Origin of the sequence: Sphingomonas sp. SUN039 (assembly GCF_024758725.1) — a bacterium.
In the GTDB taxonomy this organism is placed as follows: Bacteria; Pseudomonadota; Alphaproteobacteria; order Sphingomonadales; family Sphingomonadaceae; genus Sphingomonas_O.
The window spans coordinates 1074863-1098754 of sequence record NZ_CP096972.1 but is presented as its reverse complement, the minus strand read 5'-3'; the positions used below and the strand labels follow the sequence as shown (position 1 = coordinate 1098754).

At 63.5% G+C, this 23892-nt stretch carries 21 protein-coding genes and 1 tRNA gene; 17 read left to right on the top strand and 5 right to left on the bottom strand.

Annotation, left to right across the window (positions count from 1 at the left end):
- The first annotated feature begins 15 nt into the window (after positions 1 to 15).
- From M0209_RS05395 to M0209_RS05365, 7 genes are all read left to right on the top strand, one after another.
- Positions 16 to 300: an AbrB/MazE/SpoVT family DNA-binding domain-containing protein gene (locus tag M0209_RS05395; RefSeq protein WP_258887267.1), complete on the top strand. Its 285-nt coding sequence runs from the start codon at positions 16 to 18 to the stop codon at positions 298 to 300.
- On the top strand, positions 297 to 698 hold the full coding sequence (locus tag M0209_RS05390) for a type II toxin-antitoxin system VapC family toxin (protein ID WP_258887266.1): 402 nt from the start codon (positions 297 to 299) through the stop codon (positions 696 to 698). The genes M0209_RS05395 and M0209_RS05390 overlap by 4 nt, the downstream gene beginning before the upstream one ends.
- Positions 699 to 753: 55 nt before the next feature.
- The gene (locus M0209_RS05385) at positions 754 to 1539 is read left to right on the top strand and encodes an FkbM family methyltransferase (RefSeq protein ID WP_258887265.1); all 786 of its coding nucleotides are present in this window, start codon (positions 754 to 756) and stop codon (positions 1537 to 1539) included.
- Positions 1540 to 1580: 41 nt separating this feature from the next.
- Positions 1581 to 3047 carry an Asp-tRNA(Asn)/Glu-tRNA(Gln) amidotransferase subunit GatB gene (gene gatB / locus M0209_RS05380; protein ID WP_258887264.1) on the top strand — a complete coding sequence of 489 codons (1467 nt, stop codon included), beginning with the start codon at positions 1581 to 1583 and terminating at the stop codon, positions 3045 to 3047.
- Positions 3048 to 3091: 44 nt separating this feature from the next.
- Positions 3092 to 3844, top strand: a complete 753-nt coding sequence (locus M0209_RS05375) for a hypothetical protein (RefSeq protein ID WP_258887263.1) — start codon at positions 3092 to 3094, stop codon at positions 3842 to 3844.
- Between the two features lie 104 nt (positions 3845 to 3948).
- A complete protein-coding gene (locus M0209_RS05370) occupies positions 3949 to 5097 on the top strand; it encodes a M48 family metallopeptidase (protein ID WP_258887262.1) in 1149 nt (382 codons plus the stop codon).
- Positions 5094 to 5684: a hypothetical protein gene (locus tag M0209_RS05365; protein ID WP_258887261.1), complete on the top strand. Its 591-nt coding sequence runs from the start codon at positions 5094 to 5096 to the stop codon at positions 5682 to 5684. Before M0209_RS05370 ends, M0209_RS05365 begins: the two co-directional genes overlap by 4 nt.
- Here the strand turns inward: M0209_RS05365 and M0209_RS05360 are convergent.
- Positions 5681 to 5815, bottom strand: a complete 135-nt coding sequence (locus M0209_RS05360; RefSeq protein WP_258887260.1) for a hypothetical protein — start codon at positions 5813 to 5815, stop codon at positions 5681 to 5683. The two genes, M0209_RS05365 and M0209_RS05360, sit on opposite strands and share 4 nt — an antisense overlap.
- Before the next feature lie 101 nt (positions 5816 to 5916).
- On the opposite strand from M0209_RS05360, the gene M0209_RS05355 reads away from it, so the two are divergent.
- The 3 genes from M0209_RS05355 (at position 5917) to M0209_RS05345 (ending at position 8584) form a co-directional block, all read left to right on the top strand.
- Positions 5917 to 6001 (top strand) — tRNA-Leu (locus M0209_RS05355).
- Positions 6002 to 6053: 52 nt separating this feature from the next.
- Positions 6054 to 7628, top strand: a complete 1575-nt coding sequence (gene tig, locus M0209_RS05350; protein WP_258887259.1) for a trigger factor — start codon at positions 6054 to 6056, stop codon at positions 7626 to 7628.
- A gap of 32 nt (positions 7629 to 7660) precedes the next feature.
- Complete coding sequence (locus tag M0209_RS05345; protein ID WP_258887258.1) at positions 7661 to 8584, top strand: glycosyltransferase family 2 protein; 924 nt, start codon at positions 7661 to 7663, stop codon at positions 8582 to 8584.
- On the opposite strand, the gene M0209_RS05340 is transcribed toward M0209_RS05345, so the two are convergent.
- Both M0209_RS05340 and M0209_RS05335 read right to left on the bottom strand, forming a co-directional pair.
- Complete coding sequence (locus M0209_RS05340; protein ID WP_258887257.1) at positions 8581 to 12546, bottom strand: autotransporter domain-containing protein; 3966 nt, start codon at positions 12544 to 12546, stop codon at positions 8581 to 8583. The two genes, M0209_RS05345 and M0209_RS05340, sit on opposite strands and share 4 nt — an antisense overlap.
- A gap of 66 nt (positions 12547 to 12612) precedes the next feature.
- Positions 12613 to 13005: a hypothetical protein gene (locus M0209_RS05335; RefSeq protein ID WP_258887256.1), complete on the bottom strand. Its 393-nt coding sequence runs from the start codon at positions 13003 to 13005 to the stop codon at positions 12613 to 12615.
- A 246-nt stretch (positions 13006 to 13251) separates the two neighbouring features.
- On the opposite strand from M0209_RS05335, the gene M0209_RS05330 reads away from it, so the two are divergent.
- The 5 genes from M0209_RS05330 to M0209_RS05310 all read left to right on the top strand — a co-directional run bounded on the left by M0209_RS05330 (position 13252) and on the right by M0209_RS05310 (position 19712).
- A complete protein-coding gene (locus M0209_RS05330; protein ID WP_258887255.1) occupies positions 13252 to 14619 on the top strand; it encodes a sensor histidine kinase KdpD in 1368 nt (455 codons plus the stop codon).
- Complete coding sequence (locus M0209_RS05325) at positions 14616 to 15266, top strand: response regulator transcription factor (protein ID WP_258887254.1); 651 nt, start codon at positions 14616 to 14618, stop codon at positions 15264 to 15266. The genes M0209_RS05330 and M0209_RS05325 overlap by 4 nt, the downstream gene beginning before the upstream one ends.
- A 97-nt stretch (positions 15267 to 15363) precedes the next feature.
- Complete coding sequence (clpP, locus tag M0209_RS05320; protein WP_258887253.1) at positions 15364 to 15996, top strand: ATP-dependent Clp endopeptidase proteolytic subunit ClpP; 633 nt, start codon at positions 15364 to 15366, stop codon at positions 15994 to 15996.
- Positions 15997 to 16080: 84 nt separating this feature from the next.
- Positions 16081 to 17349, top strand: coding sequence for an ATP-dependent Clp protease ATP-binding subunit ClpX (gene clpX / locus M0209_RS05315; RefSeq protein ID WP_258887252.1), 1269 nt, complete (start codon positions 16081 to 16083; stop codon positions 17347 to 17349).
- Positions 17350 to 17453: 104 nt separating this feature from the next.
- Positions 17454 to 19712 (top strand): EAL domain-containing protein, encoded by a 2259-nt coding sequence (locus M0209_RS05310; protein WP_258887251.1) that lies wholly within the window; start codon positions 17454 to 17456, stop codon positions 19710 to 19712.
- Between the two features lie 3 nt (positions 19713 to 19715).
- Here M0209_RS05310 and M0209_RS05305 read toward each other — a convergent pair whose 3' ends face one another.
- Complete coding sequence (locus M0209_RS05305; RefSeq protein ID WP_408988183.1) at positions 19716 to 21311, bottom strand: AMP nucleosidase; 1596 nt, start codon at positions 21309 to 21311, stop codon at positions 19716 to 19718.
- A complete protein-coding gene (locus tag M0209_RS05300; RefSeq protein ID WP_258887249.1) occupies positions 21250 to 21729 on the bottom strand; it encodes a peroxiredoxin in 480 nt (159 codons plus the stop codon). The genes M0209_RS05305 and M0209_RS05300 overlap by 62 nt, the downstream gene beginning before the upstream one ends.
- Positions 21730 to 21872: 143 nt before the next feature.
- Between M0209_RS05300 and M0209_RS05295 the strand changes: the two genes are divergently transcribed.
- Both M0209_RS05295 and ahcY read left to right on the top strand, forming a co-directional pair.
- Positions 21873 to 22355: a hypothetical protein gene (locus tag M0209_RS05295; RefSeq protein WP_258887248.1), complete on the top strand. Its 483-nt coding sequence runs from the start codon at positions 21873 to 21875 to the stop codon at positions 22353 to 22355.
- A gap of 95 nt (positions 22356 to 22450) precedes the next feature.
- Positions 22451 to 23866, top strand: coding sequence for an adenosylhomocysteinase (gene ahcY / locus M0209_RS05290; RefSeq protein WP_258887247.1), 1416 nt, complete (start codon positions 22451 to 22453; stop codon positions 23864 to 23866).
- Positions 23867 to 23892: the final 26 nt, after the last annotated feature.

Genomic DNA, 23892 nt, shown 5'->3' with positions numbered 1-23892 from the left:
CCGAAGGGATTTGCGATGCCGCTCGCGAACGAACAGGTCAGCCGCGTCACTAGTAAAGGTCAGGTGCTGCTCCATAAGAGCGTGCGTGAACGGGCCGGGATTGCGCCGGGTGCGCGGGTCCGCGTGGGTACAAACGATCAAGGGCAAGCCATCGTCGAACCGGTCGATGTCTGGCCGACCGATCCCGAGGAACGGAGTCGCAGGATCCGGGCAGCGATTGCCGAGTATGCTGGCAAGTTCGCCACCGGCACTAGTACCGACGAGCAGATGCGCGAGCTGCGCGGCGACCGCGAACTTTGATTCTCGTCGATTCCAACATCCTTATCGACATTCTCGAGCAGGACCCGACGTGGTTCGGCTGGTCGTCCGAACGGCTCGATCACGCGAAAACCAGCGACGCAGCCGCGATAACGCCGGTTGTAGTGGCCGAAGTCGGACCCAAGTTCCCGACGCTCGAGCAATTTAATACGATGATCGGTAAAATGCTGCTTACCGTTGAGCCGCTCACGGACGAAGCGGCCTTTGCAGCAGGTCAGGCGTTCCGCGAATACCGCCGAGGTCGCGAAGGTCCCAAATCGGTCATCGCCGACTTCCTCATCGGCGGGCAGGCGGCAGTGTCGGGCGCGACGATCCTGACCCGCGATCCGGTCATTTACGCCCGCTTCTTTCCGACGGTGCCCTTGATTGCGCCCGTTTAAGGCTGTTGTAATCACCCGCTGTTAAGGCGACCGTCGAACAATCGGCGGGGGTTTCGTGGGCAGGCTCGATCATCTTATCCTGACGCTGACCGACCTGCGTCATCTCGGGCTGCGCTTCGCCTGGGCGGCACTGATGCGCTGGCGGCGGCCGTTGCCCTATGCCGTGGCCATCGAGGGTGTGGGCGATGTCTGGGTGCGCGGGCGCGACAGCGATCTGGACACGTTACGGACCGTTTTCATCCACCGCGATTACGAATTGCCCGCCGCCGTGCAGGAACGCCTTTCGACCCGCTACGACGCGATCCGGGCAGCAGGAAAACAGCCGCTGATCGTCGACGCGGGAGCAAACACCGGCATGTCCGCCTTGTGGTTTGCGCGCCTCTATCCCGAGGCGATCATCCTGGCGGTCGAGCCCGATCCGGCGACGCTCGCCATGCTTGACCGCAACGTCGAACGCTTTCCCGATATCCGCGTCGTCCGCGCGGCCATCGGCAGCGAGGCGGGGACCGTGGCGCTCGAACACGGCCATGCCTCCGACGCGACGCGCACGGTGCGCTCGGACAGCGGCATGCAGGTCACGACCTTTGCCGAACTGCTCGCCTCGGCCCCCGACGCCGTACCCTTCATCGCCAAAATCGATATCGAGGGATTCGAGGCCGATTTGTTCGCGTGCAACACAGGCTGGATCGACGATTTCTACGCCATCGCGGTCGAACTCCACGACTGGATGCTGCCGGGCCAGCGCAGCAGCGGCAGTTTCCAGGCCGCCATGGCCGCGCACGACGGTTTCGAGGTGTTCCTGAAGGGCGAGAACCTGATTTACGTCCGCCTGAACGCCTAAGCCGCTTGTCAGAAGCCACCGCGCGCGGCATCGGTCGCCGCATGGAACAGAGCAGCTACCGCATCAAAGGGGCAACCGGCGACTGGGAAGTCGTCGTCGGCCTCGAAGTCCACGCCCAGATCACCTCGAACGCCAAGCTGTTCTCGGGCGCGTCGACCGCGTTCGGGGCGGAACCGAACTCGCAGGTGTCGCTCGTCGATGCGGCGATGCCGGGGATGTTGCCGGTGCCGAATGCCGAATGCGTGAAACAGGCCGTCCGTACCGGCCTGGCCATCGGGGCCGAAATTCACCGCTGGAGCCGGTTCGACCGCAAGAATTATTTCTACGCCGATCTGCCGCAGGGTTACCAGATTTCGCAGCTGTTCCACCCGATCGTCGGCGAGGGGGCGATCACCGTCACCACCGACGAAGGCACCAAGACCATCGGCGTCGAGCGCATCCATATCGAACAGGACGCGGGCAAGCTGATGCACGACCAGCATCCGACGATGTCCTATGTCGACCTCAATCGGTCGGGCGTGGCGCTGATGGAAATCGTGTCGAAACCCGACATGCGAAGCCCGCAAGAGGCCGGCGAATATGTCCGCAAGCTGCGCCAGCTGGTCCGCTATATCGGCAGCTGCGACGGCAATATGGAGCAGGGCTCGATGCGCGCCGACGTCAACGTCAGCGTCCGCAAGACCGGCGATGTATTCGGTACGCGGACAGAGACCAAGAACGTCAATTCGGTGCGCTTCATCCAGACCGTCGTCGAGATCGAGGCACGGCGTCAGGTCGACGTCATCGAAGGCGGCGGCACCATCGTACAGGAAACCCGGCTGTTCGACCCCGACAAGGGTGTCACCCGCAGCATGCGGTCGAAGGAAGACGCGCACGATTATCGCTATTTCCCCGATCCTGACCTGCTGCCGCTGGTGCTGACCGAGGATTTCGTCGCCGAATGCGCGGCGAGCCTGCCCGAATTGCCCGATACCAAGCGCGCGCGCTTTACCGACGCGCTCGGCATCTCCGCCTATAATGCCGACGTGCTGACGGCAGATGTCGACACCGCCAACTGGTTCGAAACACTGCTGGCCGAGGGCGTCGAAGGCAAAGCAGCGGCGAACTGGGTGACCGGTGAGCTGTTCGGTGCGCTCAACCGCCTCGGCCGCGACATATCCGACAGTCCGGTCAGCGCCGCGCATGCCGCCGAGCTGCTCAAGCTCGTCGGCGACGGCACTTTGTCGGGCAGCATGGCCAAGACCGTGTTCGAAAAGATGCTCGAGACCGGCGACGGGGCAGGGGCCATCGTCGAGCGCGAGGGGCTGAAACAGACCAGCGATACCGGCGCAATCGACGCCGCCATCGCGGACATCCTGGCGGCAAACGCCGACAAGGTCGCCGAATACAAGGGCGGCAAGGAAGCGCTGTTCGGCTTCTTCGTCGGCCAGACGATGAAGGCCATGGCAGGGAAGGCTAACCCAAAACTGGTCAATGAGCGGTTGCGGGAATTGCTCGCATCTGCCTAACCTGCCGCAACGACCGACAGAGTCGGATTGTAGCAGGGGGTTATATGGGTCGCACCATCACCATCGCGCTGGCTTGTGCTGCGTTCGCGGCATCGCCGGTGCTTGCCGGTACCAAGGCGATGACGGCGTCGGGCTATGCCCTGCCGAAGGACAAGCCGGTTACCATCGTGCTGATGCGTCCCGACACCGATGTCGGCGAGTTGGCAGCGGGCGGGCTGCCGCAGCCCAACGCCGACTGGACCAAGGCAGCGCGGGCCAACATCGCCGAAGCACTGCGCGCGAACGGCGCGGCCAAGAAAATCGAATTCAAATTCATCGACGAACAGTCGGGCGATGCGGCGCAGCTCATGGCCGATTACACCGCGCTGCATAAATCGGTCGCCGATGCGATCATCGTCCATAAATATTATGGGGCGAAACTGCCCACCAAAAAGGGCAAGTTCGACTGGACCATGGGGCCCGGTGCCCAGCGCATCGGCGATCTGTCGGGCGGCAATTACGCGCTGTTCCTCTACACCCGCGACAATTTTGCCAGCGCCAGTCGCAAGGGGATGCAGGTCGCGGGAATGCTCGGCTGCATCGTCGGTTTTTGCGTGATCGTCACCGGCGGCCAGCATGTCGCCTATGCCTCGCTGGTCGAACTGTCGTCGGGTAATGTCGTGTGGTTCAACGTCCTGCGCGGGTCGAAAGGCGATATCCGCGAGAAACCGGGCGCACAGGGGATGATCGACTCCATCATGGCCTCGATGCCGACGCAGCCCGGTGAAGCCCCCAAGGCCGAGGTGGCGGCGAAGTGAAATCCAAAAGCCTCGTCGGCCCGGACTTGATCCGGGCCTTGGCTTCTTCTTCTGAGACTTCGGTCCAAAGGCAGCCCAGCCCCGGATCAAGTCCGGGGCGACGGATGCTTTGGGGAGCGATTGCTCTATCGCTTACAGCCGCCGCGCCGCCGCCCGTCACGGTGACACCGGGCTACACGCCCCAGGATGCCGACGAGCGCGGGCTGTGGATGCAGGTCGACGAGTACGAACGCCAGTTCAAGACGTCGAACTTCGTCATGCGCGATGCCGCGCTCAACGCCTATGTGCGGCAGGTGTTCTGCAAGACGGTGGGCGAGGCGGAGTGCAAGGACGTCCGCATCTATGTCGTCCGCACCCCCTATTTTAACGCAAGCATGGCGCCCAATGGCATGATGCAGGTCTGGTCGGGCCTGTTCCTGCGGTGCCGCAACGAGGCACAGTTCGCCGCCGTGCTGGGACACGAATATACCCATTACCGCAACCGCCACACGGTCCGGCAGTTCCGCGACATCAAGAACAAGACTGATGCCATTGGCTGGCTGTCGGTTATTCCGCTGGGCGGCGCGATTGCGGGCGGCATTGCGCTGGCACAACTCGGCATGATCGGTTCGGTGTTTTCCAACTCGCGCGAGATGGAACGCGAGGCGGACACCGGCGCACTGCCGATGCTGGTCAAGGCCGGGTACGACCCGTCGGCCGCGTCGAAAGTATGGGGCCAGATTCTCGCCGAGGACGCTGCCACCGCCGCCGAACGCAAGCGCGCCAAACGCCGCGAGGGCGGCATGTTCGCGACCCACCCGCAGAGCATCGAACGACAGGCCGAACTCGACAAGCAGGCAAAGGCGCTGGCTTCGCCGACCGCAACCGCGCTCAACGCTGCCGAATATCGCGCCGCGCTCGCCCCTTGGTGGGCCGATTTCATCGATGACCAGATCAAGCTCAACGATTTCGGCGCGACCGAATTGCTGCTGGGGCAGCTGGCCGACGGCAACTGGACCGGCGAACTGCTCTATGCCCGCGGCGAACTCTATCGCTCACGCGGCAAGCCGGAGGACTTCAAGGCTGCGGCGGGCTTTTACCGCGATGGGCTGGCCAAGGGTGCGCCGGTCGAAGGCTGGCGCGGTCTGGGTGTCGCGCTGCTCCGAAGCGGCGACACGCCCGGCGGGCAGGCGGCGCTCAGGACCTATCTCGAGAAAAAGCCCGATGCGAAGGACAAGGCGATGATGGCAATGATGGCCGGGGTGACGTCATGAAGCGCATTTTTCTGGCGCTGATCCCGGCAAGCCTGATCGTGGCCCCTGCACAGGCGGGCTTCAAGCTCATGCCGACCGGCAAAGTTCAGCTCGTGGGCAAAATGGGCTTGAACGTGACCCCGCCCAACGACTGGAACCGGCTCGGTGCCAAGATCGGGCGCAATGCCGAGAGCTGGACGCTCGACGGTCTGTCGCTCAACGACCTGAGCTTTTACGCCGGGATCGAGGAAGGGCGCACGCTGTTCCGCGAAGTGGACAAGAAAAACCGCCCGCTGCCCAAATTCACTGCGGCCATGCTGCCGACCGACATCGTTTCGCTGTTCGAGGGCAGCTACCGCGTCGCGGCAGGCACTTCGCTCTTCGAAATCGGCAAGGTCGAACCCGCGACCTTCGCGGGCAAGCCGGGGGTGCATTTCACCTACAGCTTCGTCCAGCAGGGCGAAGAAGTGCGACGCAACGGCGAGGGCACCGGTGCGATCATTGGCGGGAAACTGTACCTGATTACCTTCGAGGCACCGGTGATCCACTATTTCGACCGCGATATCGCGCAGTATCGCACCTTGGTAGGCACCGCGCGCGTCGGCTAACCGTTCATCTGCTTCACCGGCTCCGGCACATCCACATCGCCCGGCATGGGCGGCAGTTCGCTCGGCGGGACGGTCGGTTGCGGGCTGTCGACGGGACCGTAATCGGGTTCGGGGTTGGGGACGCTGGCCATGGAACTTCTCCTTCGCGGCTCCAACGCGCAGAACCCGCAACGGCTCCCTTGCCCTTCGCGGCAACCGCCCATATAGACCCGCGCCTTGTCGGCGCTTCCGTGCGGGCGTGGCGGAACTGGTAGACGCAGCAGGTTTAGGTCCTGCCATCGCAAGATGTGGGGGTTCGAGTCCCTTCGCCCGCACCAGAGCCCGCCGCACCTGGAAACGCCAAAAATCTAACTGGATTGCTGTTTGACCATGCAGATTGCCGAAACGCTGAACGAGGGCCTCAAGCGCGCCTTCATGCTCACCATCCCCGCCAAGGATATCGAGGCGATGGTCGAAGCCGAGGTCAAGAAAGTCGCGCCGCAAATGCGGATGCCCGGCTTTCGCCCCGGCAAGGTGCCCGCGAACCTGATCCGCAAGATGCACGGGCCCGCGCTCCAGCAGGATGCGCTCAATTCGGCGATCCAGGACGGCGTTTCGAAGCTGGTTGCGGACAACAAGTTCCGCCCCGCGATGCAGCCTTCGGTCGAACTGACCGACGGCTATGAGCCCGGCAAGGATGCCGAGATCAAGGTCGCGCTGGAAATCCTGCCAGACGTTCCGACGCCCAATATCGAGGGGATCAAGCTCGACCGCCTGACCGTCGAGCCCGACGAAGCGGCAATCGACGAGCAGGTCAACGCGCTGGTCGCCCAGCAGAAGTCGTTCGAGGACGCGCCCGCCAAGCACAAGGCCGCGACCGGCGACCTCGTCACGATGGACTATCTCGGCAAGGTCGACGGCGAGCCCTTCGACGGCGGCAAGGGCGAAGACATGTCGGTCGAGATCGGCACGGGGCGTCTCATCCCCGGCTTCGAGGACCAGCTTGTCGGCGTGAAAGCCGGTGACGAGAAGCAGATTTCGGTGACCTTCCCCGAAGATTACAACGCCGCCTATCTCGCCGGAAAGCCCGCGACGTTCGATCTCGTCATCAAGAAGGTGCAGACGGCGAAGGCCGCGACCGCCGACGATGCGTTCGCCAAGACGCTCGGTCTCGAAAGCCTCGAGCAATTGCGCGGTTTGTTCAAGGGACAGGTCGAACAGGAACTCAACGGGCTGACCCGCACCTATATGAAGCGCAAGCTGCTCGACCATCTGTCGGAAACGCACAGCTTCGACGTGCCGCCGTCGATGGTCGAGGCCGAGTTCGGCCAGATCTGGCAGCAGCTCGAACATGAAGCGGGACACGAGGCCGATCCCGCCGCCGCGCGCGCCGAGATGGAGAAGGACCGCGACGATTACCGCCGCATCGCCGAGCGCCGCGTGCGTCTGGGCCTTTTGCTGTCCGAAATCGGCCAGGCGGGCGGGGTGGAGATCAGCCAGAACGAGATGAACATGCTCGTCAACCAGGCCGCGCAGCAGTACGACCCGAAGGACCGCGAGCGCTTCGTCGAATATCTCCGCAACGAGCCGATGGCACAGGCCCAGCTCCGCGCGCCGATGTACGAAGACAAGGTTGTCGATTATTTGTTCTCGAAGGCCGAAATCACCGACCGCGCGTCGACCAAGGCTGAGCTCGAAGCGCTGATCGAGACCGAGGAAGGCCATGTCCACGGCCCGGGCTGCGGACACGACCATATCGACGAAAAGCCTGCCAAGGCGAAGAAAGCTGCCGCACCCAAGAAGGCGAAAGCCGAGGAATCGGCACCGGTCGAGGCAGAGCCGAAGCCCGCAGCCAAGGCCAAGAAGGCAGCAGCGCCCAAGTCTGTCCCGAGCGAAGTCGAGGGGGCCGAAGCGGCGCCTGCTGAAAAGCCCGCAAAAAAGGCTCCGGCCAAAAAGAAGGCTTGATCTTAACCGGACGGCGCTAGGGGGCGCACCCTATGAAAATCGCCGTCCTGCTCCCCTGCTATAACGAGGAAGCCGCGATCGTGCAGACGGTCGCGGGCTTTCGCGCCGCGCTGCCGACCGCAACGATCTACGTTTACGACAATAATTCGTCGGACCGCACCGTCGAAGTCGCCCGCGCCGCCGGAGCCATCGTCCGCACCGAACGGATGCAGGGCAAGGGCAATGTCGTGCGCCGCATGTTCGCCGATATCGACGCCGATGTGTACGTCATGGCCGATGGCGACGCGACCTATGAGGCCGCCGCTGCACCCGCGCTGGTCGCCCGGCTGGTCGACGAACAGCTCGACATGGTCGTCGGCGCGCGCAAGTCCGAAGTCGAGGAAGCGTATCGGCGCGGACACCGTCTCGGCAACAAGCTCCTCACCGGCATGTTGACCCAAGTCTTCGGGCGGAGTTTCACCGATATTTTATCGGGTTACCGCGTGTTCTCGCGACGATTTGTTAAAAGCTTCCCGGTGCTCTCGGCGGGCTTCGAAATCGAAACAGAAATCAGCGTCCATGCGCTCGAACTCAAAATGCCGACCGCCGAGGTGGTCACCGCTTACGCCGCGCGGCCCGAGGGGTCGGTGTCGAAGCTCAGCACCTACAGCGACGGCTGGCGCATCCTGAAAACGATCGCAATGCTCGCGCGGTTCGAACGCCCGCTGGCGTTCTTCGGCTTTGCCGGGTTCGTTTTCGCGCTGATGGCGGTGTTCCTGTCGATCCCGCTCGTCATGACCTATCTGGAAACAGGTCAGGTGCCGCGCTTCCCGACCGCCATCCTCGCCACCGGCCTGATGATTCTGGCTTTCCTCAATTTCTTCGCCGGACTCATCCTCGACACTGTCGTGCGTGGGCGGCGCGAAGTGCGGCGGCTGGCCTACCTCCAATATCCGGCACCGGTGGCGGACGCCTAGAAGGCGACCGTTACCCCGGCCTTCGCAGCATGGCTGCGTGCGCCGCTGCGGAAACTGCCGTCATAGCCCGCCCACAGGTGCACATTCCCGCCGACGGCAGCGTCGAGCGAGCCGCCGAGTTCGGCGACCGTGCGTCCCACGCCGGGGCCGACCGCCTGCATGACGGGACCGTTCGGCGCGCTGACGAAGACGAGATCGGCAACCCCGCTCGCGTCGCCGCTGTCGCTCGCCGCACGGGCGTGGACGCGGGGGGTGATGGTCACGCCGCCGAGGTCGAGGCGCGTCGCGACTTCGACGCCGCCATAGAGGCGCGTGCGGGTCACGGTCTTGGACAGGCCCGATAGCGGCGTCGGGCCGCCGGTTTCGGTGAAGGCATCCAGCTTGGCCGAGGTGTGCCGTACGCCCGCGACCAATGTCACGCGCGTCGCATCAACATCGAACCCGTATCCCGCCTGTGCACCGACCGACCAGCTCCGCACATCGCGGGTGGCGGTGGCGGGGGTTGTCGGCGTGGTCAGGGTCGTTCGCACCGTGCCGAAGCCATAGGCCGCCGCCCCGTCGAGGCTGAAGCCACCGCTCTTCCAGTTGGCGAACAGCCCCACTTGCGCGTGCTTCATCGACAGCGCCTCGGGACAGGTCGCATCGCGGACGGTGTAGTCGGACGTGCCATGATCGACCGCCACGCCGATCCGCGCGTCACCGAGCGTCTTCTCCAGCCCCAGCACGAACCCATCGGTGTTACCGCGCACACTGGCAACGGGCACGCGGCTGTCCGCATCGATGCTGGCCCAATTGCCAAAGTATCCGCCGAACATGGTCAGCCCGCTGCCGCCGACCGCCGCGCGGGTAACGGGTGCCGCACCGCCCGCGCCGCCCATATCGATCAACTGCCCGATCAACCGGTCGCCGCGCTCGAACGCCACCGGCCCGACCAGCGCATGCACCGTGCCGAACTGGTTGCCCGCCGTCGCGCTGACCTGCCACTTGGCGCTGACCAGCTGGTTGACCGTGGTCGTGGTCGTCGGCGTCACCGAATTGATCGTGTTGGTGAAGGTGTTGGTGTTGATCACATTGGCGTTCACCGTCACTGGCGTCCCGGGCAGCGAGCAGCCGGTCGGATTGATGCCATCACTCGCCGCCCGGGCGCAGATGCCGAGGTCGCCCGTTGCGACCGTGGCAGGGCCATTGGTGACCACTGCGGCCGTCGTGACCTGCGTGCCGGAGGCGACGTTGACCGTGTTGCTGGTGCTGCTTTGCACGGTGGTGGTGTTGGAGATCAGCACCGGCGCGCCAATCACCACCCGGCGCAGGCCGCTGGTCTGCTGCAACGATGTGCGCGCATCGGCCAGCGCGGTGACGCCAAGGCTGCCGGCGATCTGATCGCCCACCGTGCGCGTGAACACGGTTGTGCCGTTGAGCCTAGCATCAACCTGCGTCGAGAAGGTCTGGTTGACAATCGAGGTCTGCGTGACACCCGGCAGAGTCAGCGTGACGATCAGGCGCGCCGTGGTGCTGAGCGTGGTGGGTGCCGCGACGCGCGCGATCTGGAACACATAGCCACGAAACTGGGTGCCGTCGGTCGAGTTGCCGGTGACGACTTCCCCGTTGTCTGACAGACCCACCGCATCGGTCAGGACGTAGCCGCCCAGATTGATACCTGCATTGGCCGCAAACACGTTCAGGTCTTGCATTCCGCCCGACGCCGTCCAGCGCCACGCGCGGTCCAGTGTCGCCGTCGATGCGCGTCCGACGATGACCGACCCGTCGAGATTGGCAGCAAGCGCATGTGTCGCCCCCGCTGCGTTGGTACCAGTGCCGGTCGGTGCAGCCACACCGGGCAAGAAGCCGAGGCTGTTTATCGCACTACCGCGCCAGTACACCGCTTGCACTTGGCCCGTGCTACCCCGCGATTCACCCACGATCGTCGTGCCGTCCCGGCTGATGCCGCTGGCGATGGAGTGGCTCCGTACGGTTCCCCCGACCGGAGCTGCGGACAAATCCACCAGACGGCTCATGCCGCCGGTTTCGCTCCACCGGAAAGCCGCCCTATCGAAAACAGGCAGGGCGATGCCCGGTTGTCCGGCGGGTACGCCGGTAAAATCCAGCGGCTGGGGAATGCTTAAATCGTCGGCTTCGCCCACGATTATGCTGCCGTCGCCGCTGATGCCGTTTCCTTGCATCCCCCATGTCGCGCCAAAGCTGCCGATGCTCTGATACCCACCGGCCATTGTGTAGCGATACGCAGAGCGAATGCGGTTTATGGCCGTCGATCCCGGGTCGTACGTGCCGGTGTTCACGGCAAAATAGGTGCCAGTTGAATCTATGGCCGCTGACCCCGTCGCGATCTCCCGCGCCGAACGATTGGCGATCAGAAACGCACCGGTCCCCGCCGTCCAGACGATGGCATTTCGGTCGGGGCTATCCGGATTGAAACCGGACATTGCCAGCCCGTTCCCGCTAATCCGCTCGTTGATGTAGAGGAAGCCCGGACTGAAACTGACGGGCACACCGTTTCGCCAGACGACCGGGATATTCAGGTTGCTGCCCGACACCTGCGTCCCGTCTGCCGTAATGCCGCGTACCGAGGTGTTCGTCCCGGCGTCGCTGCCCGCAGGTGCGGCAAGGAAGTTCAGGCCTACCACCGGCGCCGCGGCGATGGAGAGGACGTAGCCCTGCTGTTCCGCTGGCGTTCCAAAGGCATCCAGCGCGCCCTTACGTGCTGACCCGGTAATGTACTGACCACTATCGGAAATTCCCAGAGCATCGTTCAGGACAAAACCATTGAGATTGAGGCCAGCATTGGATGCAAGCAGATTGAGGTTTTGCATCCCCTCAGCTGCCGTCCAGCGCCACGCCAAACCGCCACTGCCGCCAATGGCACTGCCCACAATGATTGATCCGTCGGCACTGGCGCGCAAAGCGGTTGTCACGCCTGTCGCGGCAATATCGGTTGTGGTGGGCGATGCCAGACCGGGGAGATAACCCAGTGCATGGATGCCATCGCTGCGCCAGTAGGTGGCCTGAAACCGCCCGTCGCTGCCGCGTGATAGCCCGACAATCGTCGAGCCATCGCGACTGATGCCGCCTGCCTCGGAATAGGTTGCCAGTGTGCCACCAAGTGGTGCAGCCGACAGATCGGGCAGGCGACTGAGGCCCGCCGAGCTATCCCAGCGAAATCCGCCAAGGCTGATCGGGTTGCCATTCACATCGATATTTGCAGCCGAGAGATCGTGGGCAGTTCCAAAAATCACATTACCCGCGCCGCTGATGCCGGTGGCCACCATGTTGATGGTCGCGCCAAGGCTGCCCACGCTGAGATAGCCATCTGTCGGGCTATAGCGGAAGACCTTGCCCGGCGTGGTCAGGCGCAGTGGATTAGGCGTGCCATCGGACAAGTATGGAAACAGGCGGCTGGTGACTGCGAAATAGCTGCCGTTCGTGTTTACATAAGCGTTGCCGAGCGCAATTTCAGTCGCCGAAATATCAGGGAAATAATTGATGCCGGTCGCTTGCGTCCAGTAAACTGGTCGAATGACAGCGGGCCGCTGGCTTGTCCCCGGAAAGGCATTCACAAAACGCCCCGTAATGGTTTTGCCGTCACCGCTTATCCGGTTCGAAAAATAAAACCCGGACACCTCGCCATTGGCAAGTGTCGGGCGATTGATGGCAATCGTCCGCGGTATTCCGTTGTCCCATACCCAGATATTGCGAGCTTGATTAGTGATAAGCGCGTTTGGGCTGTTGGAGGGCGTCGAGGGGTCGGCAAGCACGGTGCTACCGTCGGCAGTGATACCGGTTACGGTGATGTAGCTGTCGGGGAACATGTCACGGTTCGCCGAAGGTGTGGCGGGCGGCGCGATGAAGGTAACACCGGACGCCACGGTTTGGGCATTCGCCAATTGCGGGGCGGTGAACATTGCCAGCGCGGTTGCGGCCAGCAGAATGGATTTGGTGCGTTTCATGGGTGCTTCCCCTGTCCGATTTCTGATCTGGTGTGCCGCTACCGGCTGACGATGTGCCGTTAGTCCTCAGTCTTCGCGCCGATGCTTGATTTTGTGCATTCCCGGGCTGCCGTCGTCTTCGGTTTCGCGCTCGCAATAGGAATAACACATGCTCATTGCGCTCAGGCCGTCGCGCCACGCCCATGCGACCGGCACCATGGTATCCAGACGTTCGCGCAGACTCTCTCTGGTCTCGAATGTCACCTCAAGTCCGGCTTCGACCTGCAATATTCCATCAGGCAAAACCTGAAACGCGCCGGTTTGTTCGCAGTGCATATGCGGCATGCAGATGCCGAGGTTATAGTCCGCCAGCTTTTTAAGCATCGACTGGACTTCCGGAAGTTGGACCGAAGCCAGCGCAGTCTTTAACGCTGGCGGCAGATCGGCGACTGCGCGATCTGTTACATTTACTGCTGTCATACCTCATTCCTTTCATGATCGGGGTGCGCGCCACTTTGCCGCATCCGGTTTGACGTCGACGCTACGCACCGACTGAACTCTGCTTCTGCGAACCCGGATTGTTTTATGCCCCAAGGCTAGCGGCCCCGATGGGCAGTCCGCCATCGGCCAGATGGGGGAAGGCGGCGCATTTCCCTTCCCCCAAATGGGGGAGGCCATGCCCGTCGTTGACGTAAGGCAGCGGCGGGGCGCATTTCGGGTGCCGAGATGACCGAGGGCAAAACGACCGGGGCAGCAATGCTTCCTGTGGACGCGGCGGACTATGCCGTGCGCCATCCGCTGCGCCCGCTATTGCTCGCGGGGACGTTGACCTTCGTCGCGTTCGGGCTGGTCGGCTTTGTCGTCGGGACGTTCATCATCCCTTATGTCCCGCCTGCGCGCCTGCTGCCATGGGCGGTGTGCGTGGCGTTGTTCTGGGCGAGCTGGGCAATCATCCTGATCGTGATGGCGATCCGCCGGCCCGACGCCGCCGAAAGCGTACGGGTATGGAGCCGGGCCGCGCAATTTCTGGTCATCGGGTCGCACACCCTTGCCGTGTGGGCGATCTGGGCGTTTCTGCCCTATTGCCCGCAGGCGCTGCGTTTCATGCTGGCCGCATTGCTGATGTGCAATTCACCGTGCCAGATCATCTGCACACCTGAAAATGTGGCGGTGAACCGGATCGGCGTCGTCGCGACGAGCGGATCGCTGGTGCTGTGGTTCGTGATGGCGGGCGGCGCGACCGAATGGGCGTTTGCCGCTTTTGCCGGGGTGTTCGGGCTCATCCAGTTCGTGTTCTGCAGCATCGCTCGCAACGCGACCGATGCAACAGTCGCCGCGCGGCTTGAAAGCGATGCGGCGGCGCGGCGGCTGGAACGCGCGCTGGCCGACGTCGCCGAGGAACGCGATGCCAAGACTCGGTTCATCGCCGCCGCATCGCACGACCTTGGCCAGCCGTTGCAAGCGGCCAGCCTGTTCTTCGACCAGACGCTGCGCGCGCCTGACCCCGACCAGCGCAACCGCGCGGCGGACGGCGTGCGTAAGGCGTTTGCTTCAGCCGACCAGTTGCTGTCGCATATGCTCAACCATTTGCGGCTGGAGGCCGATGCCGTCGATCCGCATTTTGCTCGGTTTTCGGTGGGGGCAGCAATGGGCCGGATTGCTGCGCAGTTCGGCCCGGCCGCGGGCTCGGCCGGGATCGACATTCGCCTCGTCAAATCGCGCGCGCAGTTGCGGCTCGACAAGGTGCTGTTCGAACGCGCGCTCGGCAATCTCGTCAGCAATGCCATCGAACACAGCGGCGCAAAGCGGATCGTCATCGGTGCGCGAGCCTCGGGCGACCGCATCCGCATCTGGGTCATCGACGACGGCAGCGGCATCGCGCGCGTCGATGCAGGGCGCATCTTCGACGATTATTATCGCGGGTCGGATTCGCGCGCGGCGGTGAAAAGCGGGTTCGGCCTCGGCCTGTCATCCGTTCGGCGCATCGCCATTTTGATGCACGGCACGGCGGGGCTCGACCCGCGCTGGTTGGGTGGCTCGGCGTTTTTCCTCGAATTCCCGGTGGCGGGCGCCACCAAGGAGACGACATCATGAAGTCCTGCCTGATCTGCGACGACCACGCGCTGGTCCGCGAAGCACTGGCGGGCACCGTCCGCATGGGCTGGCCCGGGGCGACCGTCGATGTCGCGGGAGATTTCCCGAGTGCGTGGGCGATGGCAGCGGCGACGCGATACGACCTGATCCTGTGCGACCTCATCATGCCGGGCAGCGGGCCGCTGGCGGGCATCGACGGTGTCATCCGCGCCGCGCCGGATGCGAAGCTGCTGGTCGTGACGGGGACCGAGGACGACGCGCTGCTGCTCGACCTGCTCGACCGCGGCGTCGCCGGGTTCGCGCCCAAGACCGCGAGCGGCTCGATCATCGACGCCGCGATGCGCCTGATCCTCGCCGGAGGGCGCTACCTGCCGCCGCGCCTTGCCGAGATCGCCTCGGCACGCATCGACGATGGTTCGGTCACCGCGATCCGCGACGATGTCGCCCGTCTCGCCGAACGGCTGACCGACCGGCAGATGCAGGTACTGCGGCTGATGGCACAGGGCCAATCGAACAAGGAAATCGCCCGCGCGCTCGACCTCGCGCCCTCTACGGTCAAGACGCACCTGAGCCAGTTGCTGGTGCACCTGGGTGCCGCCAACCGTACCGACGCCTCGATCAAAGCGCGGATGCTCGATTTGGTTTAGGTGCCTCGGTAAAGCAGCCAAATCTAATCCCCACTTGAACCGGCTGGCATGACCGCCGAAATAGGGCGCGGCAAAAGGATCAAGGACAAATATTCGCATGAGCACGCCCGACCACGCCGACATCATCGGCGGCCTCGTCCCCATCGTTATCGAACAGTCGACGCGCGGCGAACGCAGCTTCGACATTTATTCGCGCCTGCTGCGCGAACGCATCATCTTCATCACCGGCGGGGTCGAGGACCATATGGCCTCGGTCATCACCGCCCAGCTGCTGTTCCTCGAATCGGAAAATCCGAAGAAGGACATCTACATGTACATCAACTCGCCGGGCGGCGTCGTGACGGCGGGTCTCGCGATCCATGATACGATGAACTACATCCGCCCCGAAGTCGGAACCGTGTGCATCGGTCAGGCCGCGTCGATGGGGTCGTTCCTCCTTGCCGCCGGACAGCCGGGCAAGCGCGTGGCGCTGACGAACAGCCGCATCATGATCCACCAGCCCTCGGGCGGCGCGCAGGGCATGGCCTCGGACATCGAAATCCAGGCGAAAGAGATTTTGCGGATGCGCCACCGGCTCAACACGCTCTATGCCAAATACACCGGCAAGACCGTCGAAGAGATCGAGCGGGCGATGGACCGCGACAATTTCCTCGAAGCCGACGAAGCCAAGGCTTTCGGCCTGATCGACGAGGTGATGGACAAGCGTCCGGCCCCGGTCGAGGAGGCGTAACGCGATATTCGGCATTGCCCGTTAGTTTCTTGACGGTAATGTGACCAAAGCCGCGCGCGACGCGCGGCAGCAGGATTAGATTTGATGACGAAACTCAGCGGCAGCGACTCGAAGAGCACGCTCTATTGCTCCTTCTGCGGCAAGTCGCAGCACGAGGTGCGAAAGCTCATTGCCGGGCCGACGGTGTTCATCTGCGACGAGTGCGTCGACCTGTGCAACGACATCATCCGCGAGGAGACGAAGTCGGCGCTGGTCGCCAAGAAGGACGGCGGCGTGCCGACACCGCAGGAAATCTGCGACGTTCTCGACGATTATGTCATCGGCCAGAAAAAGGCGAAGCGCGTCCTCTCGGTCGCGGTGCATAATCACTATAAACGTTTGAATCATGGCGCAAAAGGTGCCGATGTCGAGCTCGCCAAATCGAACATCCTGCTCGTCGGGCCCACCGGCTGCGGCAAGACCCTGCTTGCGCAGACACTCGCCCGTATCCTCGACGTGCCATTCACAATGGCTGACGCAACGACGCTCACCGAAGCCGGCTATGTGGGTGAGGATGTTGAAAATATCATCCTGAAGCTGTTGCAGGCGTCCGACTACAACGTCGAGCGTGCCCAGCGCGGCATCGTCTACATCGACGAAATAGACAAAATCAGCCGCAAGGCAGAGAACCCCTCGATCACCCGCGACGTGTCGGGCGAGGGCGTGCAGCAGGCGCTGCTCAAGATGATGGAAGGCACGGTTGCCAGCGTTCCTCCGCAGGGCGGCCGCAAGCACCCCCAGCAGGAGTTCCTGCAGGTCGACACGACGAACATCCTGTTCATCTGCGGCGGCGCGTTCTCGGGCCTCGAAAAGATCATCGGCGACCGCTTGCAGGGCAAGAGCATCGGCTTCGGTGCGCACGTCGCCGCGCCCGACGAGCGGCGCACGGGCGAGATCCTGCAAAAATGCGAGCCCGAGGATTTGTTGAAGTTCGGGCTGATCCCCGAATTTGTCGGTCGGCTGCCGGTCATCGCGACCCTCGAGGATTTGGACACGACTGCGCTGGTCAAGATCCTCACCGAGCCGAAGAATGCGCTGGTCAAGCAGTATCGCAAGCTGTTCGACATGGAAGACGTCGAGCTGGGTTTCAACGATGAAGCCCTGATGGCCATCGCCAAAAAGGCCGCCGAGCGTCGCACCGGCGCGCGGGGCCTTCGCTCGATCCTTGAGGGTATCTTGCTCGATACGATGTTCGACCTGCCCAGCATGGACGGTGTCGACGAGGTGATGATCGACAAGGATGTCGTCGCGGGCACCAAGGAGCCGGTGCGCGTCTACGCCAAAAAGCAGGAAGCGGCAGACGAGGCCGCCTGACCTTTTCCGCTAAGAGCGGGCAGGTGGTTATTTACGTATCCGAAATGTGTCTTGTGTAACGCCTCCCTGTTGAACGGGACCAAGGCGAGCGGGATTTCATGGGCATGTCTGGCGCAGAAGAGCGTGCGGCGAGCGACGAGGCTGGCGACAACGGCCCCGCGCGCCGTTTGCTGGCCACGCTCGGCAGCCGTTTCGAACGGCGCAAGGCTGTCGCACAACCCCATGTGGTGCTCGACAACAACAGCGAGGCCCTGCTCATCCTGAAGAACCACGAGGAATCGGGACAGGGGTGGTTCTGGGCGACGAACGCTGCGGGCGAACTTACCTATTTGACCGAAAGCATCTCGAAAGTCCTGTCGCCGGAAGCGGAGTCGTTGATCGGCACGTCCTTCTCGAACCTCTTTTCGCACGGAGAGGATAGCGCGGGCAACCGCCGGACTCTGGCCTTTGCCCTGTCGAAGCGATCGAAGATCGGCAAGCTCGCCGTGGTCGCCGCGAACGCGGACGAAGAACGCTGGTGGGAAGTCTCCGGTTCCCCCCAGTTCGACAAAAGCGGGGAATTTTGCGGCTTTCGCGGTAGCGGGACCGATGTCACCGAACAGCGCCGATCCACTGAACAGGCATCGCAGATGGCGATGTACGATGCGCTGACCGGACTGACCAACCGCCGCCATATGGGGCAGGTTCTCGAATCCACGCTCCAGGCATTCGCGCACCAGAACCGCTCCTGCTCGATCATGCTGATCGATCTGGACCGTTTCAAACAGGTCAATGACACGCTTGGCCATCCTGCAGGCGACGCACTGCTCAAACAGGTGGCCGAACGGTTGCTCAAGATCATCGGCGACAAGGAAAAAGTGTGCCGCCTCGGTGGCGACGAATTCCAGATCATCCTGCCCGACAGCGAGGACCGCGGGGCGATCGGCGATCTGGCCGCACACATCATCTCCAGCCTGTCGCAACCCTATTCGGTCGAGGGATCGCGCTGCGTCATCGGCGCGTCCGTCGGAATCGCGGTCAGTCCCTATGACGGATCGACCAGCGAAGAAATCGTCCGCAACGCCGATCTGGCGCTCTATGCCGCCAAGGGCAGCGGTCGCGGCCGGTTCCGCTTCTTCAGCAGCGATTTCCTGCGTTCCGCAGAAGACAAGCGGGTGCTGGAAGAGGACTTGCGCGACGCCGTTACCAAGGGCGAGATGGCCATGCACTACCAGCCGGTCGTCTGCGCCAAAACCAATTGTGTGACCGGGGTCGAGGCGCTGATCCGCTGGAACCACCCTGAACGCGGCTGGATATCGCCGGCGCTGTTCATCCCGATTGCCGAAGAAGCCAATCTGATCGAACAACTCGGCGAATTTGCGCTGCGCCGGGCCTGCGAGGATGCGGCGAGATGGCCAGGCAAGCTGCGTGTCGCGGTCAATGTCTCGCCGATCCAGTTCGCCAACGAGGCATTGCCCGGCATCGTGAAGCAGGCGCTTGTCTCCTCGGGGCTTCCCGCGAGCCGCCTCGAACTGGAAATCACCGAGGGCGTTTTCCTCAGCAATTCGGACGAAACCGACGACATGTTCGGCGCGCTCAAACAGGTCGGTGTTCGCCTTGCGCTCGACGACTTCGGGACCGGCTATTCCTCGCTCGGCTATCTGCGGACAGCACCGTTCGACAAGATCAAGATCGACCAGAGTTTCGTACGCGGCGCCACCGAACCCGGATCGCGCAACGATGCGATCATCGCGGCCATTGTGGCGCTGGCCGAGGCGCTCGACATGGACACCACGGCCGAAGGTATCGAATCGCTCGACCAGCTCGCGCTGATGCGCAAACTCAATGTCAGTCACATCCAGGGCTTTATCTACAGCAAGGCCGTGCCCGACGAGGATGTGCGCCGCATGCTGGAGGCCGGGGACTGGGTCATCGAACCCGTCGGTCCCGCCCGCCAGCGCGACGACCGCCAGTCGGTCTATCGCAAGGCGACGGCCGTGCACGAGGATCACTGCTACCAGATCGTCATCCGCAATATCTCGGTTTCCGGTGCGCTGATGGAAGGATTGGTCGATGTTCCGGTCGGCACGCGCTTCGTTATCGACCTCGGCGAGGGCCAGCTGGCAATCGCGACGGTGCGCCGCTCCGAAGGGCACCAGCAGGGCGTCGAATTCGACGAACGGCTGGTCAGCGACGGCAATGGCGGGCTGTGCACGCGGCACCGCGTCTCGCAGTATCTGCTGGCCCTCGCCGGCCTGCCCGATGTTGCGGGCCAGAACATCGGTCTATCGGGGCAGCGAGTGAAGGGCGTGCAGATGAACGTGCCTTCGTTCAAGGCGGCCAAGCTGTGGAACAGCGCCCAGCGTTACACCGAGGCGGCCTGAGTTCTACCGGAACGGCGGCTCGTTGAAGGCGCGCAGCTTGCGGCTGTGCAGCTTGCCGCCCTCGCGGCGGAGCTCGTTGCACGCCTCGATGCCGATCTTCATATGCTCGGCAATTGCGCGTTCGTAGAATTTGTTCGCCTGTCCCGGCAGCTTGAGTTCGCCGTGCAGCGGCTTGTCCGACACACACAGCAAGGTGCCATAGGGAACACGGAACCGGTACCCTTGCGCGGCAATCGTCGCCGATTCCATGTCGATCCCGACCGCGCGGCTCTGTGAAAAGCGCAGCGCGGATTTCGAGAACATCAATTCCCAGTTGCGGTCGTCGGTGGTGACGATCGTTCCGGTACGAAGCCGCCGTTTGAGCACATCGCCGGTCTCACCCGACACTGTCTCCGCCGCGCGCGCCAGCGCCTGCTGGACCTCGGCAATCGCGGGAACCGGAATTTCGGGCGGCAGGACGTCGTCGAGGACATGGTCGTCGCGCAGATACGCATGGGCCAGCACATAGTCGCCGATGCGCTGCGACGGGCGAAGGCCGCCGCAATGCCCGATCATCAGCCAGGCTTCAGGCCGCACGACCGCCAGATGGTCGGTAATCGTCTTGGCATTGCTCGGCCCGACGCCGATGTTCACCAGAGTGATACCGCTGCGGTCGGGTGCGCACAAATGCCACGCCGGCATCTGGTGCCGCCGCCACGCATCGCCCGCAATGACGCTTTCGGCATCATGTGTGTCGCGCGTCACCTTGATCCCGCCCGCGCCCGACAAATGGGTATAAGGTGAGTCCCCGCCCAGCTGGCTCAGGGCCCAGCGCGCGAATTCATCGACATAACGGTGGTAATTGGTGAACAGCACATAGCGCTGGACGTCCTCGACGGGCGTGCCGGTATAGTGCCGCAGCCGCGCCAGCGAAAAATCGGTGCGAAGCCCGTCGAACAGCGCGAGCGGTCGTGCACCCTCCGCACCCATGTCGAAAACGCCATCGGCGATTTCGTCGCCGATATGCGCCAGTTCGGTCGCGGGAAACCACCGCGCGAGCTCGGTCGGCGTGATGTCGCCCAGCTCCATCTCGGCATCGAGCACATAGGGGAAGGGAATCTCCTGGTCCGATGCCCCGACTTCGACCGTGACGTCATAGTCCATCATCAGCAGGTCGAGCTGTTCGGTCAGATAATCCGCGAACAGGGCAGGGCGGGTCACGCTAATCGCGTAATGCCCGGGCTGGGTCAGCCGCCCGAACGAGCGCATCGGCACCTGACGCTTCTCGTCTTCGCCGCCATAGGTGACGCGGATTTCCGGATAGGCGAAGCTGCCGTCGCTACGTGCCGAGGGATCGGGGCGGGTGCCATGCGCGACATAGGCCTCGATCGCGGCACGAAGCCGCGCGGTCGCAGCGGTGAAGAGGGTGTCGAGTTGCGCGACGATTTCGCGTGCGGATTGCGGTGCGGTTTTCGGTTCTGTCATTGCAGGCATGTAAACGCCCGTCGTTACGGGGGCAAGTCGCACCCCCTCCCACACCGGGAGGGGGTGGCGCGCCTCACATGTGTTCGAGCATATACTCCGCGCTCGACACGCGGAATTCGCCGCCCGCCTCGACATGAAGCGCCTCGACCGTGCCGTCGTTGACGACCATCGCGAAGCGCTGGCCGCGCGTGCCCATGCCGAACTTGCTGCCGTCCATGGTCAAGCCCAGCGCCGTCACGAACTCCGCATTGCCGTCGGCCAGCATGGTCACAGCGTCGGCCCCGTTGGCCTTGCCCCAGGCACCCATCACGAACGCGTCGTTGACGGCGGTGCAGGCGATCTCGTCGATACCCTTGGCCTTCAGCGCGTCGGCCTGTTCGACGAAACCGGGCAGGTGCTTGGCCGAACACGTCGGCGTATAGGCACCCGGCACCGAGAACAGCGCGATCTTGCGGCCCGCGAAGTAATCGGCGGTCGAGACGGCTTCGGGACCGGCGGCGGTGACCTTGGTCAGGGTAGCGGCAGGGATTTTGTCTCCAACGGCGATGGTCATGTCAGGCTCCTTCAGCTGAATTGCGGCAGCCCGCATCGCCCGCCGCCACATCGAATGCAAGGTCATTAACCGTAACGATCAAGGAACGCGCAACCGACTGTTGAGACCCTCCCTTCCGCCACAGGGGCAAAGGGGAAATGAAAATGAAAAAGGCGATGACAGTCGCGGGGGCGGTGCTCGCGCTCGTGTCGACACCGGTAAACGCGGCCTGCTGGACGCAAAGCGAAGTGGCCGCCGCCAAGGTCCGCGATTTCGACACGATGCTGATGGTGTCGGGCCTGCGCTGCCGGTTCCAGAGCGCGGCGCTGCTCACGACGTATAACGCCATGGTCGTGCGCCACCGGGCCGCGCTGACCGAAGCGAATATGCGGTTGAAGGGGCATTTCGTGCCCGCAATCGGCGGTGCGAACGCCCTCGATCGCTACATCACCCGCGTCGCCAATCGCTACGGCGCGGGGGCCGAAGATCTTAGCTGCGACTCGCTCCAGTCGATTGCCGAGGCCGCAATGAACGAGCCGCCGACGCTGGCGGCACTGACCGCGTTGGCAGAGCGTGCTGCTGTCCGGCCCGACCTGCCCGAGGGGGCCTGTCCGGCGCTGCCGCTCCAGATCGCAGCGCTCCGATAGGTCACATATAAAGAAGTCTTTATATTCGATTTGACGAAACACCGGCGTCGAGCTAGGGGCCACGGCAACCAATCCTGAAACCGGAGTTTGCCGCCGTGGCCACTGTTCTCGACCGCACCGATTATGTCGTTGCCGACATCGACCTTGCCGATTTCGGCCGTCGCGAAATCCTGATCGCCGAAACCGAAATGCCCGGCCTCATGGCGCTGCGCGACGAATTTGGCGTGTCGCAGCCGCTGAAAGGCGCGCGCATTGTCGGGTCGCTGCACATGACGATCCAGACTGCCGTGCTAATCGAAACGCTGACTGCGCTCGGTGCCGACGTCCGCTGGGCGACGTGCAACATCTTCTCGACGCAGGACCATGCCGCTGCCGCCATCGCCGCCTCGGGCGTCCCGGTGTTCGCGGTGAAGGGCGAGAGCCTGGCCGATTACTGGAACTATGTCGGCGATATTTTCAACTGGGGCGCCGACACCGACGGCACCACGGCCAATATCATCCTCGACGACGGCGGTGACGCCACGATGTTCGCGCTCTGGGGTGCCAAGCTCGAGGCCGGTGCCACGCTCGGCGAGCCTGAGAACGAAGAAGAAGTCGAGTTCCAGCGTGCGCTCAAGGCGTTCATCGCGAAATACCCCGGTTATCTGACCGAAACCGTCAAGAACCTGAAGGGCGTGTCGGAGGAAACGACCACCGGCGTCCACCGCCTGTACGAAATCGCCAAGAAGGGCGAGCTGCCGTTCCCCGCCATCAACGTCAACGACAGCGTCACCAAGTCGAAGTTCGACAACCTGTACGGCTGCAAAGAGTCGCTGGTCGACGCCATCCGTCGTGCCACCGACGTGATGTTGGCCGGCAAGGTCGCCTGCGTCGCGGGCTTCGGCGATGTCGGCAAGGGGTCGGCCCAGTCGCTCCGCAACGGCGGCGCGCGTGTGATGGTCACTGAAGTCGATCCGATCTGCGCGCTGCAGGCAGCGATGGAGGGCTTCGAAGTCGTGACGATGGAAGAGGCCGTGACCCGCGCCGACATCTTCTGCACCGCGACCGGCAACGCCGACGTCATCACGGCCGATCACATGAAGGCGATGCGTCCCAACGCCATCGTCTGCAACATCGGCCACTTCGACAGCGAGATCCAGATTGCGGCGCTCAGCAACTACAAGTGGACCGAAGTGAAGCCCGGCACCGACCTGGTCGAGTTTCCCGACGGCAAGCAGATCATCGTGCTCGCCAAGGGTCGCCTGGTGAACCTCGGCTGCGCGACCGGCCATCCCTCGTTCGTGATGTCGGCCAGCTTCACCAATCAGGTGCTGGCGCAGATCGAGCTGTGGACCAAGAGCGAGAATTACCAGAACCAGGTCTATGTCTTGCCCAAGCACCTCGACGAAAAGGTCGCGATGCTCCACCTCGAAAAGCTCGGCGTGAAGCTGACCAAGCTCAGCGAGAAGCAGGCCGGCTATATCGGCGTGAACACGAGCGGGCCGTTCAAGCCGGACCATTACCGCTACTGAGCTAAGGCGCGCCCCGCTCCACTGGA

Excerpts from the sequence above, each read along its gene's own strand:
- clpX (WP_258887252.1), top strand. The coding sequence starts at position 16,081 with ATGACGAAACTCAGCGGCAGCGACTCGAAGAGCACGCTCTATTGCTCC.
- clpP (WP_258887253.1), top strand. The coding sequence starts at position 15,364 with ATGAGCACGCCCGACCACGCCGACATCATCGGCGGCCTCGTCCCCATC.
- gatB (WP_258887264.1), top strand. The coding sequence starts at position 1,581 with ATGGAACAGAGCAGCTACCGCATCAAAGGGGCAACCGGCGACTGGGAA.
- M0209_RS05335 (WP_258887256.1), bottom strand. The coding sequence starts at position 13,005 with ATGACAGCAGTAAATGTAACAGATCGCGCAGTCGCCGATCTGCCGCCA.
- M0209_RS05300 (WP_258887249.1), bottom strand. The coding sequence starts at position 21,729 with ATGACCATCGCCGTTGGAGACAAAATCCCTGCCGCTACCCTGACCAAG.
- M0209_RS05325 (WP_258887254.1), top strand. The coding sequence starts at position 14,616 with ATGAAGTCCTGCCTGATCTGCGACGACCACGCGCTGGTCCGCGAAGCA.
- M0209_RS05305 (WP_408988183.1), bottom strand. The coding sequence starts at position 21,311 with ATGTCGAGGCGGGCGGCGAATTCCGCGTGTCGAGCGCGGAGTATATGC.
- M0209_RS05365 (WP_258887261.1), top strand. The coding sequence starts at position 5,094 with ATGAAGCGCATTTTTCTGGCGCTGATCCCGGCAAGCCTGATCGTGGCC.
- M0209_RS05340 (WP_258887257.1), bottom strand. The coding sequence starts at position 12,546 with ATGAAACGCACCAAATCCATTCTGCTGGCCGCAACCGCGCTGGCAATG.
- M0209_RS05370 (WP_258887262.1), top strand. The coding sequence starts at position 3,949 with ATGCTTTGGGGAGCGATTGCTCTATCGCTTACAGCCGCCGCGCCGCCG.
- M0209_RS05330 (WP_258887255.1), top strand. The coding sequence starts at position 13,252 with ATGACCGAGGGCAAAACGACCGGGGCAGCAATGCTTCCTGTGGACGCG.
- M0209_RS05360 (WP_258887260.1), bottom strand. The coding sequence starts at position 5,815 with ATGGCCAGCGTCCCCAACCCCGAACCCGATTACGGTCCCGTCGACAGC.
- M0209_RS05310 (WP_258887251.1), top strand. The coding sequence starts at position 17,454 with ATGTCTGGCGCAGAAGAGCGTGCGGCGAGCGACGAGGCTGGCGACAAC.
- tig (WP_258887259.1), top strand. The coding sequence starts at position 6,054 with ATGCAGATTGCCGAAACGCTGAACGAGGGCCTCAAGCGCGCCTTCATG.
- M0209_RS05295 (WP_258887248.1), top strand. The coding sequence starts at position 21,873 with ATGAAAAAGGCGATGACAGTCGCGGGGGCGGTGCTCGCGCTCGTGTCG.
- M0209_RS05375 (WP_258887263.1), top strand. The coding sequence starts at position 3,092 with ATGGGTCGCACCATCACCATCGCGCTGGCTTGTGCTGCGTTCGCGGCA.
- M0209_RS05395 (WP_258887267.1), top strand. The coding sequence starts at position 16 with ATGCCGCTCGCGAACGAACAGGTCAGCCGCGTCACTAGTAAAGGTCAG.
- M0209_RS05345 (WP_258887258.1), top strand. The coding sequence starts at position 7,661 with ATGAAAATCGCCGTCCTGCTCCCCTGCTATAACGAGGAAGCCGCGATC.